The sequence below is a fragment of the Streptomyces cyaneofuscatus genome, from assembly GCF_042718795.1.
Taxonomy (GTDB): domain Bacteria; phylum Actinomycetota; class Actinomycetes; order Streptomycetales; family Streptomycetaceae; genus Streptomyces; species Streptomyces cyaneofuscatus_A.
The window spans coordinates 37,924-52,049 of the sequence record NZ_JBHXOX010000018.1 but is presented as its reverse complement, the minus strand read 5'-3'; the positions used below and the strand labels follow the sequence as shown (position 1 = coordinate 52,049).

General features: G+C 71.4%; 16 protein-coding genes and 2 pseudogenes. 9 read left to right on the top strand and 9 right to left on the bottom strand.

The features are described from left to right. Positions 1-141: 141 nt before the first annotated feature. From ACFWRT_RS21375 to ACFWRT_RS21360, 4 genes are all read left to right on the top strand, one after another. Entirely contained in the window at positions 142-1,473 is a 1,332-nt protein-coding gene (locus ACFWRT_RS21375) for a COG1361 family protein (RefSeq protein WP_380950320.1), read from the top strand. A gap of 230 nt (positions 1,474-1,703) precedes the next feature. Then, positions 1,704-2,528, top strand: coding sequence for an NAD-dependent epimerase/dehydratase family protein (locus ACFWRT_RS21370; RefSeq protein ID WP_380950322.1), 825 nt, complete (start codon positions 1,704-1,706; stop codon positions 2,526-2,528). A 135-nt stretch (positions 2,529-2,663) separates the two neighbouring features. Further along, positions 2,664-3,053, top strand: coding sequence for a VOC family protein (locus tag ACFWRT_RS21365; protein WP_380950323.1), 390 nt, complete (start codon positions 2,664-2,666; stop codon positions 3,051-3,053). 222 nt (positions 3,054-3,275) lie between these two features. Next, positions 3,276-4,376, top strand: coding sequence for a glycoside hydrolase family 43 protein (locus tag ACFWRT_RS21360; RefSeq protein ID WP_380950324.1), 1,101 nt, complete (start codon positions 3,276-3,278; stop codon positions 4,374-4,376). 37 nt (positions 4,377-4,413) lie between these two features. Here ACFWRT_RS21360 and ACFWRT_RS21355 read toward each other — a convergent pair whose 3' ends face one another. After that, a complete protein-coding gene (locus ACFWRT_RS21355; RefSeq protein WP_380950325.1) occupies positions 4,414-4,590 on the bottom strand; it encodes a hypothetical protein in 177 nt (58 codons plus the stop codon). Positions 4,591-4,968: 378 nt separating this feature from the next. Between ACFWRT_RS21355 and ACFWRT_RS21350 the strand changes: the two genes are divergently transcribed. After that, complete coding sequence (locus ACFWRT_RS21350) at positions 4,969-5,271, top strand: DUF6087 family protein (RefSeq protein WP_380950326.1); 303 nt, start codon at positions 4,969-4,971, stop codon at positions 5,269-5,271. A 221-nt stretch (positions 5,272-5,492) separates the two neighbouring features. Then, a complete protein-coding gene (locus tag ACFWRT_RS21345; RefSeq protein WP_380950327.1) occupies positions 5,493-5,822 on the top strand; it encodes a hypothetical protein in 330 nt (109 codons plus the stop codon). Positions 5,823-5,851: 29 nt separating this feature from the next. Here ACFWRT_RS21345 and ACFWRT_RS21340 read toward each other — a convergent pair whose 3' ends face one another. Next, positions 5,852-6,073, bottom strand: a complete 222-nt coding sequence (locus ACFWRT_RS21340) for a DUF397 domain-containing protein (RefSeq protein ID WP_380950329.1) — start codon at positions 6,071-6,073, stop codon at positions 5,852-5,854. A gap of 331 nt (positions 6,074-6,404) precedes the next feature. Between ACFWRT_RS21340 and ACFWRT_RS21335 the strand changes: the two genes are divergently transcribed. Then, positions 6,405-6,917 (top strand): hypothetical protein, encoded by a 513-nt coding sequence (locus ACFWRT_RS21335; RefSeq protein WP_380950330.1) that lies wholly within the window; start codon positions 6,405-6,407, stop codon positions 6,915-6,917. Positions 6,918-7,011: 94 nt separating this feature from the next. Here the strand turns inward: ACFWRT_RS21335 and ACFWRT_RS21330 are convergent, their stop codons facing one another. The 7 genes and pseudogenes from ACFWRT_RS21330 to ACFWRT_RS21300 form a co-directional block, all read right to left on the bottom strand. After that, positions 7,012-7,881 carry a M23 family metallopeptidase gene (locus ACFWRT_RS21330; protein ID WP_380950331.1) on the bottom strand — a complete coding sequence of 290 codons (870 nt, stop codon included), beginning with the start codon at positions 7,879-7,881 and terminating at the stop codon, positions 7,012-7,014. A 141-nt stretch (positions 7,882-8,022) separates the two neighbouring features. Then, on the bottom strand, positions 8,023-8,646 hold the full coding sequence (locus ACFWRT_RS21325) for a TOPRIM nucleotidyl transferase/hydrolase domain-containing protein (RefSeq protein WP_380950386.1): 624 nt from the start codon (positions 8,644-8,646) through the stop codon (positions 8,023-8,025). Positions 8,647-8,736: 90 nt separating this feature from the next. Further along, positions 8,737-8,940 (bottom strand): annotated as a pseudogene (locus tag ACFWRT_RS21320) (M20/M25/M40 family metallo-hydrolase); the annotation flags it as partial. Between the two features lie 64 nt (positions 8,941-9,004). Next, a complete protein-coding gene (locus tag ACFWRT_RS21315; RefSeq protein ID WP_380950332.1) occupies positions 9,005-9,232 on the bottom strand; it encodes a hypothetical protein in 228 nt (75 codons plus the stop codon). Between the two features lie 120 nt (positions 9,233-9,352). Next, on the bottom strand, positions 9,353-10,747 hold the full coding sequence (locus ACFWRT_RS21310; RefSeq protein WP_380950333.1) for a Mucin-2: 1,395 nt from the start codon (positions 10,745-10,747) through the stop codon (positions 9,353-9,355). A 253-nt stretch (positions 10,748-11,000) separates the two neighbouring features. Continuing rightward, complete coding sequence (locus tag ACFWRT_RS21305) at positions 11,001-12,200, bottom strand: MarR family transcriptional regulator (protein WP_380950334.1); 1,200 nt, start codon at positions 12,198-12,200, stop codon at positions 11,001-11,003. Between the two features lie 438 nt (positions 12,201-12,638). Continuing rightward, positions 12,639-13,164, bottom strand: a pseudogene (locus ACFWRT_RS21300) (MepB family protein). A gap of 210 nt (positions 13,165-13,374) precedes the next feature. On the opposite strand from ACFWRT_RS21300, the gene ACFWRT_RS21295 reads away from it, so the two are divergent. Together ACFWRT_RS21295 and ACFWRT_RS21290 are read left to right on the top strand one after the other, a co-directional pair. Beyond that, a complete protein-coding gene (locus ACFWRT_RS21295) occupies positions 13,375-13,617 on the top strand; it encodes a type II toxin-antitoxin system Phd/YefM family antitoxin (protein WP_380950335.1) in 243 nt (80 codons plus the stop codon). Beyond that, the gene (locus tag ACFWRT_RS21290; protein WP_380950336.1) at positions 13,614-14,060 is read left to right on the top strand and encodes a PIN domain-containing protein; all 447 of its coding nucleotides are present in this window, start codon (positions 13,614-13,616) and stop codon (positions 14,058-14,060) included. Before ACFWRT_RS21295 ends, ACFWRT_RS21290 begins: the two co-directional genes overlap by 4 nt. Positions 14,061-14,126 lie beyond the last annotated feature (66 nt).

Below are 14,126 nucleotides of genomic sequence, written 5' to 3'. Positions count from 1 at the left end.
AGGGCCTTTCGGCCCTCCACGGCCGGGAAATTCCCCCGTACGTTCGTACAGCCGCCCTACCATCACCCGAGGCCACCCGCGTGATCCCTACCGCCGGGACAGCCGCTCCCATTCTGCGTTGCCGGACCACAAAGGGTTCAAGTGAAGATTCGCCGCATTCTCGCCACGGCCGTCGCCGTCGCCGTGACGACGCCTGCCGTCATGCTCTCCGTCACCCCCGCGTTCGCCGACACCAAGCCTGACACCAAGCTCGATACCAAGCCCGCCGCACAGACGCAGACGCCGGCCAAGCCGACCGTCAAGGAGCTCGAAAAGGCGGCGGCCGAGGCGCAGAAGGCGTACGACGCCGCCCTCGCGGCCAAGGAGACCGCGTACCAGGTGCTGAAGGCCGCGCTCTCCGACGACGCGCCCCTCACGGTGGCGGCCAGGGCCGCCCGGAAGGCCGCGGACGACGCCGCGACGGCGAAGACCACCGCCGACAAGACGGTCGCGGACGCCAGGACCGCGCTCGCAACCCTGCCCGCGGATGCCACCGCGGAACAGCGGGCCGCCGCGCAGGAGACCGTCACCAAGGCCGAGACGGCCGCCACGGCGGCGGCGACGGCGAAGACCACCGCAGACGCCGACGCCAAGACCGCGGGCGAACTCGCCGACGACGCACGGGTCGAGGCCGCCCGCACCTACCACGCGGTGAACACCGCCCTGGAAGAGGCGCTCACCGCCAAGACGGCCGCCGACGCGGCCCTGGAGCGCGCCAAGCAGGAGGAAGAGGAGAACCCGGGCGGCGACGGCTGCGTGGACGAGCCCGGCCTCACCACGGTCGTGAAGGGCCTCCCCTCCAAGGTCACCGCCGGTACCGCCACCACCTTCTCGGTCCGGGTGACCAACGGCACCGACAAGCACCTGGACCAGGTCATCACGTACGCGGCCGTCCACGCGACCGACAAGAGCGGCGCCAAGGACATCGCCAAGTACCTGAAGCTGACATGGTCCACCGCTTCGTCCCCGAAGTGGCAGAACGTCGACGCCGACCACTACATCGACGACGCCGTCGGCGCGCTGGAGCCCGGCGAGAAGGCGGACGTCAGGCTGCGCCTGACCGTCGACGCCCAGACCCCGGCCGGACAGGGCCTCACCTTCATCGCGGGTGACTACCTCAACGAGGACGGCACCTGCGGCCTGACGCCCGACGCCGCGGTCAACGACTTCGACATCGAGGCGGCACCCGGCAAGCCCGCCCCCAAGCCGACGCCGAAGCCCGGCACGAGCACCACCGCCCCCGCCGCGGGCAACGGGGTCACCCCGCAGGGCTCGGGCACGAGCGTCCCGGCGACCACCACGAGCAGCACCCTCGCCGCGACCGGCTCGTCCGACGCCACCACGCAGCTCGCCCTCACGAGCGGCGCGGCCGTGGCGCTCGGCGCCGGCGCGATGTTCCTGGCGCGCCGCCGCAAGGCCGGCGCCGACGCCTGAGGAACGTACGGGCATGACGCCGAAGGGCCCCACCGCGCGCTGCGGTGGGGCCCTTCGGCATGGGTGGTCCGGCCCATTCCTGCGGCCCCGATCCCGCACGAGCCGCTGCCGGCAGTGGCCCGCCTGAAGGGTTGACGCGGCCTCAGAGGCCCTCCACCTTGCCCATGCATGTGAACTCCACTCATGCTGATGAAGCAAAGACGGCCGGAGCCCACCGAGGAGACCCCCTGATGCCCGCTCCCCGCACCATCCTGCTGACCGGCGCCGCCGGCGGCCTGGGCACCCTGATGCGGGGCCTGCTGCCCGCGTACGGGTACGAGCTCAGGCTCCTCGACCTGGTACCGATCACGGGCGAACCGGACGCGATCCAGGTCGACTTGGCGGACTTGGACTTGGCGGGCCGGAAGGCCCTGCGCGAGGCGGTACGCGGGGTGGACGCGGTGATCCACCTGGCGGGCATCTCCCTCGAATCGACCTTCGACAAGATCCTGCGCGCCAACATCGAGGGCACGTACAACCTCTACGAGGCCGCACGCGAGGAGGGAGTCGCCCGCATCGTGTCCGCATCCTCGAACCACGCGATCGGCTACACCCCGCGCCCACGGCCCGGCGACCCGCTGATCCCGGCCGACACCCCGCGCCGCCCGGACACCTTCTACGGCCTGTCGAAGTCCTTCGGTGAGGACCTGGCGCAGCTCTACTGGGACAAGCACGCCCTCGAAACGGTCTCGGTCCGGATCGGGAGCTGCTTCCCGGAACCCACCTCCGTACGGATGCTGTCGGTCTGGATGAGCCCGGCCGACGGGGCGCGCCTCTTCCACGCCGCACTCACCGCCGAGAGCGTCGGGCACACCGTCGTCCACGGTTCCTCGGCCAACACCCGCCTGTGGTGGGACCTGACGACGGCACGCGCGCTCGGCTACGACCCGCAGGACGACTCGGAGCCGTACGCGGCACAGCTCATCGCCGAACAGGGCGAACTGGACCCGGCGAACCCGGCGCACGCCCGGCTCGGCGGCCACTTCGTCACGGACCCGCCGATCTGGCCGCACTGACCCGCCCCGATGAGTTTTCCGCCCGGAGCAGGTCATCAGTGGTGGGACGCATCGAGCGAGCAGGCCGACCGGGCCGACCTGCCCCGGCTCCCGACGCGCCCCGCAGACCGGCCCCGACCGAAGCGAGGAACGACCATGAATGCCTCCACCAGCGAGAACGCCGACACCATCACCGGCCTCGGAGTCGTCATCGGCAGCACGGACCCCGACGCCCTGATCGCCTGGTACCGCGCCGCGCTGGAGCCCCTGGGTGCCCGCTGGGCGGAGCACCTCCTGATCGTCGGCCCGGGCGCGATCATCGGATTCGACCGGCGGGACGACGTGGCGGAGACGGCCGCCGAACCGGGCCGGCACCTGGTCAACCTCACCGTGCGCGACATCCGGGCGGCCGAGCGGCACCTCGACTCCCTCGGGGTGACGTGGGTGCGCCCGGTCGAGGAGGTCGGCGGCGGCTGGTTCTTCTCGACGGTCGTGGACCCGGTGGGCAATTACCTCCAGATCCTCCAGGGCCCGGAAACGCCCTGACACTACGGGTCGCCGTCGAGCTGAACGGCTCGCCCTCGCAGGGGCATTGACAGGCACCACCCCTGACGGGATTCTGCGAGAGCGCTCTTCCATCGATGTAAACCCCACCCGGACGAGCGCAAGGGACAGGGCCACCCCCACCTCCACAGCCTCCGCCACTCACCCGACCCGCCCCTGCCCGAGCACCACCCACCGGAGGCACACACGGGAGCGAGCCATCCCATGAGACTGTTCCGCCGCTCGTCCGCCCTCGGCGCCCTGGCACTGGCGGGCGCCCTCGCCGCCACGCTGTTCCTGTCCTCCCCCGACACCGCCCAAGGCGCACCCCCCACCCGCGAGGCGGCACCGGCGGGCCGGACCAGCCTGCGCGCGGCCGACCCCAGCGTTCTGCGGGTGGGCAGCACGTACGTCGGCGTCCAGTCGACCGGCGGAGGCATCGCCGTACGCCAGGCGTCGTCGACGGACGGCCTCGCCACGGCCCCCGCCCGCCAGGTCTGGTCGGACACCCGTGGCCGGGGCGAGGTCTGGGCGCCGGAGATCGTGATGGACGGCGGCCGGTACTACATCTACTTCACGGCCGGCCGGGGCGCCGCGCACCGGATGTTCGTGATCAGCTCCGCCACCTCCGACAGCGGCTACGGCGCCGAGACGCAACTCGCCCTGCCGGACGGCAAATGGGCGATCGACGGCACGCTCTTCACCTTCAACGGCCAGCGGTGGTTCGTCTGGTCGGGCTGGGCGGGCGACACGAACGTGGAGCAGAACCTCTACATCGCCCGCATGAGCAGCCCGACGCAGCCCACAGGCGCGCGCCACATCATCTCCCAGCCGCGCGAGAGCTGGGAGCGGGTGGTGGGCAACCCGTTCATCAACGAGAGCCCGGAAGCCATCAAGGACCCGAACGGCCAACTGCACATCGTGTACTCCGCCAACGGCAGTTGGAGCGAGCAGTACTGCCTGGCGGACCTGCGCCTACGGGCGGGCGGCGACCCCACGAACGTATGGGACTGGTACAAGTCGAACGGCTGCCTGTTCGGCTCCAACCGGTCGACGATGATGGCGGGTTGGGACCCGACGCTGTACGTGAACGGCCCCGGCCACCACACGTTCGTCCTGCTGCACGGGGACATCAACACGAGCCCGCCGGCCGGCCAGAGGTTCCCGTCGATGTTCCACGCGGTCCCGAAGGGCACGCCGTACGAGTGGGCGAACCGCCACTGGTACACGGGCACGTTCGCGTGGTGGGGCAACACGACGTACTCACGGGCCAACGTGCCGGGCCCGAACACGGACACGGGGTGGAGCCTGAAGTTCTTCGAGTGAGGGAAGCCGCCCCGAAGCAGCCGCCCCCTCATCGCCCCTACCCGTCGACGACCAACCGCTCCACCCCCGTGTCGGTGAGCGAGTCGAGGGAGCCGAGCTGTTGCGCGGCACGGACGAGATCCTCGTACTCCGAGCGAAGGACGGGGAACTGGAAGTACTGGATCAGCAACCCGATGTCGTCCATGGCCAATTCGGTCTCGTCGTTCTCCACCATCTGAACGACCGATGTGAGGGCACTGACCGGCTGCGGCCGGTCAGCCAGCCGACGGATCATGCGTAGGGCGACGGAGCGGACAAGGGCACCGGACGGGTCCAGGGGCGGGTTTCCGGGCGGGTTCCTGCGGCACATGTAGGGAGGATCTCACTCTGAGGAAGGTCGCTGTCAGGCGCCGACAACGACGCTGACCAGCGTCACCCAAGGCACGGACCGAGGGTAGGACGATCCCTGGCACACCGAAAGCGGCCCGCAGCCGCCATCTCCCAGGAGCCCAGCCGAACCCCGGCTCCGCGCGTGGCCGAAACCCCCGCGACCACTGACAGCGCTCCACTACGCTGCTGGGCCAGGAACCGCCGGAACGAGGAAAGCAGCACGATGGACGACGAACCTCTGTCGGACTGGGCGAAGCGCCGCGACGCGAAGATCGGCCGGCTCCGAGCCGTGCCACTCGTGCCCGGCGACGGCCCGAAGGCCTCACACCTCAACCCGGACGCACCCCGCGCCATCCAGCGCTGGAACGGCTACACCTGGGAGCCGCACGGGACAGCGGCCAACCTGGCCGAGGCGCAACGCCTCCTGCACCCGCGCGCCGAGGAACCGCCGACGGTGACGGCGCCGCGGGCTCAGCCGCTGCGGGCCGGTCGCGGCAGGCACCGTAAGCCTCGGCCGGGGGAATGACGCGGGGCAGTGATCAGTCCGCCTTCGGCCCTGGCGGACGGCCGAGGCGCCTTCGGACGGCACTGATCGATTCGCGGAGGGAAGCATGATCCGCACGTGCGACCTGAGGTGGACGGCCCGCAGACCGTGGCGGCGAGCCGGGGCCGTCGACCGTCGCGGGGCCGAAAGCGCACGCGATAAAGCCGACGACGTCGGGGATCTCCCCGGAATACTGGTCGCCCATGGATGAGGTCGAAGTCGTCGTCGCCCATTCCGAGCGTGCGACGCTGCGCGTCGGTGACGTGTTCCTGAAGGTGGACGCCGACCAGGCGCGCATCGACGCCGAGGTCGATGCCATGTCCCTGGCACCGGTCCCGACACCGCAGGTGCTGTGGCGCGAGCCGCCCGTGCTCGCGATCGCCGTCGCCGGCTACGGCGCCGACGCCGACCTCGACGTGATCCACGCGTGGTGGTCGGTGCGCAGCCTGCTGGCGGTTCGCTGGCTGACCGAGCACGGCTTCGACCCGTTCGCACCGGGCTGCGAGGTCGACGTTCTGAGATCCCGGATGTAAGGCCGCGCGGGCCCGACTGCCAGGGGTTCTTAGAGGGCCCCGTCCCGTACGGCAGTGACGAAGGCCTGCCAGGGGGCGGGGGCGAACGTGTGGGCGCCGAGGGTGCGGTCCTTCGTGTCGCGGACTGCGTGGCGGCCGGAGGGGAGGGCGGCGTGTTCGACGCAGTTGTTGTTCGACCCGCTGTATGTGCTCGTGTGCCAGCGCGCACATTCAAGCTCGGTCTTCGGAACGCGAGCCGATCCCTCGATCAAGATCTGCTTTCCTCGATAAGGTCGCGAATGTACCACCGGTGATGTGCTCCAACCACACCACTTCCACCGGCGGATCGGCCTGTAGCCCGAGGATCGAGAACGACACGTACTGCTCGATCGGCAGGGCGGACTTCAGCTCACCGGGCATGGGCCTGGCTGGGGGACCACCAGGGCGCGCAGGCGGCCGTGCAGACCCTGCGCCGAGGGCAGCCGTACGCGTACGAGCTGGACACCCCCGCTGGCGCTGGACCGCCTATCCCGTCTCCGTACTCCCCGCCCCGCTCCCCCTGTGTCACTTACCGGGCGAACACCACCCCGTCAGGACCCACGCATGACCGCCATGACTGCCACGACCGCCTCCTCGTCCGGCGTCGCCGCCGAGCTGCGGGCCGCCCTCCGGGAGGCCGGGCTGCACGTGGGGGCCGCCGGCGCCGACGACCACGTGCAGCTGAGCGCCCTCAAGGCGTCCGACGCACGGCAGTTGGCGCGTCTCATCCGTACCGGGACCAAGCGCACCCTCAAGGCCGCCCGCGCGCTGCGGGAGATCTGCGAGGCGTACGGGATCGACCTGCCCGAGCTGCGCGTACGGCAGGGCCGCATCACGCTCGGGCCCTGCCGGCTCGACGACGCCGTACGGCTCGCGCGGCTGCTGGGTGCGTCCTCGCCGGGGCCGGACGTACCGGAGGCCGAGGCGGTACGGGACCTGCTGGCGCAGGCCTTCCCGGCTGCCACGGGAGGCGGGGTCCTCGACGTCTCCGTACGTGAAGAGGCGCCGGGTGTAGTGGAGTTGGGGCCTCTCGACGCTCGTACGGCCCGGCGGCTGATCGGGGCGCTGCGGTTCTGACCCCGCGGAGGTGCACCCGTACGCCGCAGGCCGTGCACGGGAAGGAAGCCGCCGCGGCCCTCCCGCGCACGGGGTCATGGGGGGGGTGGTGCGGTCAGCAGTTCGGGATCACGGTGCCGTTGTTGTCGCGGGCCTCGTCGTTGCCCCAGCGGGAGAGGTAGTACGCGGAGACGTAGGCGTTGCGGCCGTTCTTGCCCGCGTAGACGCTGTCCAGGTCGGTGCGCAGCCACCAGTGGTTGAACTGGGTCGCCGTACCGACGCGGGCGCCCCACACCTTGCAATAGACATAGTTCGTACCGGCGTTGAGGATGCCCTGCGCGTCTGCGGTGTTGGGGGCCGCGTAGCCGGTGGCGTTGGCGAAGGTATCGACCCAGTGCTTTCCGCCTCCGCCGCCTCCGCAACCGTTGTCGCTGGTCAGGTACTTGGCGTAGTACGAGCCCGGGTAAGGGCTCAGCGACTGGCCGTTGATCACGATGTTCTGGCCGACTCCGTTGAGGAGCTGCTCGTAGTGGATGTGGGCGCCGGAGCTGTTGCCGGTGGAGCCGGTGGTGCCGATCTGCTGACCTTGGCCGACTCGCGCCCCGTTGGCGACGGAGAAGGCGTTGAGGTGGAAGTAGTAGGTCTGCCAGCCGCCGCCGTGGTCGATGGAGATGTAGTTGCCCGCGCCGCTGGGCTGGGAGTGGCGGTAGGCCGTGCCGGGGGCGGAGGCGAGGACCGGGGAGCCGGAGGTGGCGCCGCCGTCGGTGCGGACGAAGTCGAGGGCTCGTCTGACCTCGGCGGAGTGGTGGCTGTAGGTCCACTGCTGGCCGCAGGCGTACGGGGCCTTGAAGTTGGGCGCGGCGGAGGCGGGAGACGCGGCGGCGGTGACGGTGAGCAGGCCGCCAAGGAGTGTCAGCAGGGCGAGGAGGCTCGTACGAGTACGAGTACGAGTACGGGTTCCAGTACTGGTTCTGGGCGATCGCATGAGCGGGGATCCTCCGGGTCGACAACCGGGCAGTGGGGTGCGGGGTGCGCGAAGTGCCGTGGAATCTACGCGAGTTGAACGGACACCAGAGTGCCGTAAGTCGGGCCCGGCCGACAGACCCCGCGACCTGGCCGTCTCGCGTCAGAGGATGGCGAACAGGCCGTCGAGCGGGGCGGGCACGTTGTCGGCGCCGAGGGCTTCGACGAGGACGCGGCCGTAGTGAATCTTGCGCCCTTTCTTCGTACCGAGAAAGCGCCTCAACTGCTGCTGCGGGGAACGGCCTTGCTGGGCGGGCTGCCGCAGGAAGATCTGGAGCGCGCGGAGGTCGCCCTCCGCCTGGACGAGCTGCTCCACGCGTGGCACACCGAGGGCACGGATCAGCTCCTCCTCCAGGTCGGCCGCGCAGACGAAGAACTCCTGCTCCGCCCCCGCACCGGCCCGCTCCCAGCCCCGTTTGTAGAAGCCGCGCTCCCGCTCGTCGCAGAGGCCCGTGAGGCGGAGGCCCAGGCCGGAGGGGCCGAGGAGACCTGCGAAGCGGGCGACGCTCATCGCGCCGCCCATGGGGAGGACGCAGACGCCCTCGGCGGCGAGGTCCCGGTCACGGCTCTCGGCCAGCGCGTTGACCGCGGCGGCGTCGCTCGGGCCTTCGAGGAGGACGGCGGTCCGTACGGGGAGCTGTCCGGCCAGCTCACGGGCGAGGCCATCGCCGGGCCCACCGGCCGCCCATGCGGTGACCGCCTCCCGGAACGCGCCCATGTCACCCAGGTCAGCCATGGGGCGAGTCTCCGCTCTTCGCGGCCGGTACGGTATCGAATTTCCGCCGACACGCTGGGCGGGCGCGCGCCGGTGCGGCCCCTACCCCCGGGGCGCGTGCCGGACGGCCTTCACCAGCCCGGCCGCCAGGTGGGCGCGCTCGGCCATGGCGTCGACGACGACGTACTCGTGGTCGGCGTGGGCGCCGCCGCCGACCGCTCCCAGACCGTCCAGCGTCGGCACGCCCACGGCGGCGGTGAGGTTGCCGTCGCTGCCGCCACCGACGGCCACGGCTTCGTTTCCTGGCATCCACTGCTGCGCGAGCGTAGTGGTCATGCGGGCCGGGGAGAGGGCTTGTCGCCCTCCCCTGTCAGCCGCGCCAGAACTGCCAGCGGGCGTGGGGCGGTGCACAGTCGCCGGCGGCGACGGCTGCCTCGTAACCGCGCTCGGCGGCCTCCTGTTGCGGTTCGCCCCCGAACGACATCACCACGTAGGTGCAGCTCGGCCGCACGGTCTGGGCGCTGAACAGGCCGAGGGCCGCGATGATGGAGACGATGAGGAAGAGCCGACGGTTGTCGGCGGCTATCCAAGAGATCACCTGCGCATGGTACGGAGCGTCTCGGCGGCTCCGAAGCCGCAGGCGGGATCTGCGCCGGGCGAAGCCGAGCCCGCCTGCGGAGACGCGGTGGAGACCAGGGAGGGTGTCTCCGCCGGGCGGTCACGCGGGAACACCGGCCCGGTCCAGGACCGCGGCCATCTCGTCCTCGGGGAGCGCAGGGTTGCCGGCCGCGCTGGAGGCGAGTTCGGGGATGTGGAGTGCCTCGATGAGCCGGTGGAGCGGGAGGCGCGGGTCGCCGGCCGCCTCCTGGCGCGTCCAGACCGTGGTGTCGTGGCTGAGCCGTTCGATCAGCGTGGGGGTGGCGGCCGGGTCCCGGACGGCCAGCCGCCGGTAGTGGCCGTCCGGGTGGTCCGCGTAGCGCGCCGCGAGGCCCTCGCGGGGGAAGCGGGGGTGTGCCTCCGCCATCCAGGCGGAGAAGGTGCCGCCGAGCCGCGCGTACACCCGCATCAGGACCTCCTCCGGGGTGTCGGGGTGGTGGAGGGCCAGGCAGTTCTCCACCACCTCGTCCTCGACGCGTGCCAGCAGGAGCAGCAGGTCGGGCGGCAGATGGGGGCTCAGGGCGGCGGTGCGGCGGAGCAGCGGGTGGGCGGAGGTCGCGGCCCGTCGCAGCACCTCGGGGTCGGCGAGCCCTTCCCGTACCCACTGAACGTCCTCGCCCCCGTAGAGGTCCCCGACCGTGAAGTCGATCGCCATGCGCCGCGTCTCGTCCAGCTCGGGCCTGAGGGAGACCGCGAGACGTACGTCCTCGTCGGGGTCGACGGCGAGCCGCTCCACGAGGTAGGCGGGGAGCGACGGGTTCTCGGCGAGGGCGGCCAGGTGCGTACGCTCGGCGACGCACCGTTCGGCGTCGGCGCGGTGGAGGAGCCCGTGGCGTAGCGCCTCGGCGGCGGACTCCGGGTCGCGGAGGAGTTCGGCGGTGAGGTGCGCGTCCCGTCGGCTCTCCTCCAGTGCGGCGGCCCGCCGTACCTCGGGGTCGGGGTCGGCCAGCAGCGCCGACCGCTCGTCCGGCGACAGCTTCTCCCACGCGCGGGCCGCGCTTCGGCGCGCCGCCGGATCGCGATGCGCGGTCAAGGAGGCCACGAACGACGGCGCGAGATGGGGTGAGTCCAGCAGGGCCGTCCGTACGGAAGGGTCAGGGTCGTCGAGCAGGCGGGCGCACACGTCGTCCGACAGGGGCGCCGCCGGCGCACGGAGGCCGCCCCATTGCGGTCCGTACGCGAGCGCGGCCCGCACCCTGGGGGAAGGGTCGTCCACGAGCCGGGCCCGCTGCGCGGGGTCGGCCAACTGGCTCTTCGCGTAATCGATCCGGGCCCAGGGGTTCGGGTGGGCCAGGATCACCGCGACGGCCGACTCGGGGAGTCCGGGCCGATGCATGGCGTGTCGGGGCGGGCCGTCACCGCCGCCGTCGAACGCGAGCAGGCGCAGCAACAGCGGTGTCGGGAGCGCCGGGTTGCGGGCGAGTCCGTCGAGCGCGGGCGCGTGGACCGCGACCATGATTCCCCCATCACTGTGCCTCCGGCGGCTGGTACGCAGCCATGATGCCCCGACGGCCAGGGACTCCGCCGGGTCCAGGGGGTACCCCCGCGTGCGCGGGGACCACGGCGTCGACGTCGCTGCGGACGGCGGCGACGAGGGACCACCCCCGCGTGCGCGGGGACCACTTCAGCAGGGACATCCCCCTCCTCCGAGTTGGCGCACGTGTCAGCGGCTGGGCAGGGGCCCCTCAGGAGACCCTGTGCCATCGGCCTCAGGCGGTTTTGAGCAGGCTACGGAGGTCGGTCATGCGGGCCTTGATGTCGGCGGCCTCGGTGGGGTCGATCAGGGCCTGGTCAGCATCGGGTTGGTGGGTGGTGCGGCAGGGGCGGCAGAGGCCGTCGGGGAGGGCTTCTGGTTGGCCGGGGCGGCCGCAGTCGGTGCATTCGATGAGGATGCGGCGGGCTGGGGCGGTGCCGGGGGTGCCGGGGGTGGTGCTGTCTGTGGTGGGGATGCGGGGTGGGATCTTGTCGGTGAGGCGTTTGCGGATGAAGCCGAGGGGGCTGTCGACCTGGGCGGGGAGTCCTGCGGTGAGGGCGCTGATCAGGTAGTCCACGCCGACGCCTCGGGCGAGCCACTCCGCCGCCTGCGGTTCCAGTGCTGCGCAGTCGCCGGCGGAGAGGGGAAGCCGGCGGTCCTCGTGGCCGAGCCGGGCCAGGGCGAGGTAGGCGGGCGAAGGCCCGACTTCGGCGGAGTGGGGTGCAGCCGGGGCCTGAGCCGGACCGGGGGCCGTGTCCTGGGCGGGAGGCGCGGTCTCCGCGTCCGGCGCCTCAGCCTGAGTGCGTTGGCGCGGTACGGCGGTGGCCTCGGGGTCGGGTTCCGCTCCGGCGTCCTCCGGCGCGGGCGGCGGTTCCTCGCCCGGGATCCAGGGCGGGGGTTCCTCGCCCGGGACCCCGGGCGGGGGTTCCTCGTCCGGGACCCAGGGCGGCGGTTCCTCGTCCGGGACCCAGGGCGGCGGCGGAGTCGCGTCGGCGGCCGGGGCATCCGGTGCGGGGTTCACGGTGTGGGCCGCCTTCTCGGTGGTGAGGTGGGTGGTCCACCACTCGTTGTCGCGGGCGGTGCGGGACCAGAACGTGCGGAACACCCACCGCATCTCCTCACCCGCGCCGACCGCGCACCGTACGCGCCGCAGGTGCCCGGCCACGGACAGGGCGGTCAGGGCGCTGCTGATGGCCTGCTGCCCGTAGAGCGGGAGCTGCTTGGCCAGCTCCTTCACACCCATCGCCGCCCCCTCCGGGAGATGGTCGACGTACGCGGCGACGTACCGCTCACGCACCGGGAGCACGCCGAAGTCGCGCGGCGTGCGCTCAGGTTGGTCGGGTGCGGAGCGTTTGCCGTAGCCGGGCTTCGCCATCGGGTACGCGGCGGAGCGTGCGGGGGCAGGCAGGGCAGAGCTAGTGTGCTGAGTAGCCACGGGATCGCCTTTCACGTGATCGATCTTGCGGTCAGACCCCGGCCTGGTGCTTGCTACACCGCGTCGGGGTCGCTTAGTTCTCGAACCGTAGGCACTCGTGACGCTCCGCCGCAAGCTGTCACGATTAGTCATACTTGCTCACCGTGACAGGTCAGGGAGGTAGGGGAGGTTTCCCCAACCCCCCTCACTCACCCGCCGGTTAAAGAAGGCGCTCGAATCCCGAAGCTCGCATCCCGACGCCCGAAGCCCGGGACCCGAGCTTCGGGCCAGGGCCCCGCCCACGTAACCCAGAAGAGCGAACCGGCCGCCCCCGAAGCTCGACAACCGCACCTTGAGCCCCGGGACCCGAGCCCCGACACCGGCCCCGGACCCGGCCCCTCAGGGCGCCCACGCTCATGGGAGAAGAGGTCGAACGGGCTCACTCGCCCCTCGCGGGTGCTACGGGCGGTAGAGGGCTCGGGCACCCGCCAGGTCGGCAGGCCCTTCCTCTCCGAGGCTCAGGAAGTGCTTCATCTGCCACACCCGCGTGCTGCTCGCCTGGCGACTGGTCGTGGTCGCCCACCGGGGGGTAGACGCGGAACCCCCGCTTCCCGCCGGCCCCGATCCGGGATACGACGCCGCGCTCGCACAGCACCTCACTCGGGAACACGAACTGCCCGAAGCGGCCGCTGTCCCGACTGCTGATGACAAAGAGATCGACCCCGTCGTCAGCGTCGGAGGGCCGGATCGGGCCCTGCGTTGATCGCTGCCACACGGTGACGAACTGGCCGGCCTTGGTCAGGGTGGTCCTGGCCACCCGGAACGCGGCCGACTGCCCGTCCAGCGTGAACCGGTGAGCCGCGCACTTGGCACTCTCCGGTTCGGGCACCGGCTGTGAGCAGACGAAGTCCTTCGGGTCATACGCCAAGGCCTTCGCCGCCAGCAGCTCACCATGCAGTCCTGCCCACAGCCGATTCGCCTCCACCTGCCCATCCCGCCCGCGCCCGCCACGCAGCACCGCACGCTCGCCGCCGCCCAGCGTCAGCGCGGGGAACACCCAGGCGAGGGCCTCGCGCCAAGCAGTCATGGCATCTGACCAGGACATACACGTCCGGCGAGCCCCGAGCGGCCTCCTCCTCTCCACCCGCGCTGTGACCAGTGGAGGCCCCACCCGCTACGTAGTAACATGTAGTACATGGAGACCACCGCGCGCGAGTTCAACCAGAAATCGTCACAGATCCTTGCCGCGGCAGCGCGCGGGGAGACCATCACCGTCACCAAGAACGGCACAGCCGTCGCACGCGTCGTACCCATCACCGACGACGACATCCCCCCGTACCCCACCGACCCCATGGGCGCCATAGCGCTCCCCGATCTCGGCCTGCCCGACCTCAGCGACGACGAGATCGAGGACGCGCTCAGCGGGATGGGATCGTGAGCCTGGTCGCCATTGCCGACACCAACGCCCTCTACCGGCTCCTCGACCCGAGACTCACCGGCCACGAGGCACACAGGGAGGGACTGGCGTCGATCAGCCACTTGATCATCTCCCCCTTCGTCCTGGCCGAGTTGGACTACCTGATCACCACGAAGGCCGGGGCCCGCCAGGCCTTGCTGGCAGCACGGTTCATCGAACGCAATGTCGCCACCCGCCGGTTCGAGGTCCCGTCCGTCGGTGTGCATCTCAGTACCGCGATCGCCGTCGCGGAGGGATACGTGGACGCGGACGGAGGCAAGGGCATCGGCATGGCTGACGCCATGAACGTCGCCCTGGCCGCCGCATACCGTACCGAGATCATCTTCACCTCGGACCGCCACTTCCGTATGGTCCGGCCTCTGACAGGGCACAAGGCGTTCAGGTTGCTGCCCGACGACCTGTGACGGGTGGCGACTCGCCACATCCGCGACGGCTCCGGGCTCAGGAACCGGAGTCGCTGCACCCGTGCT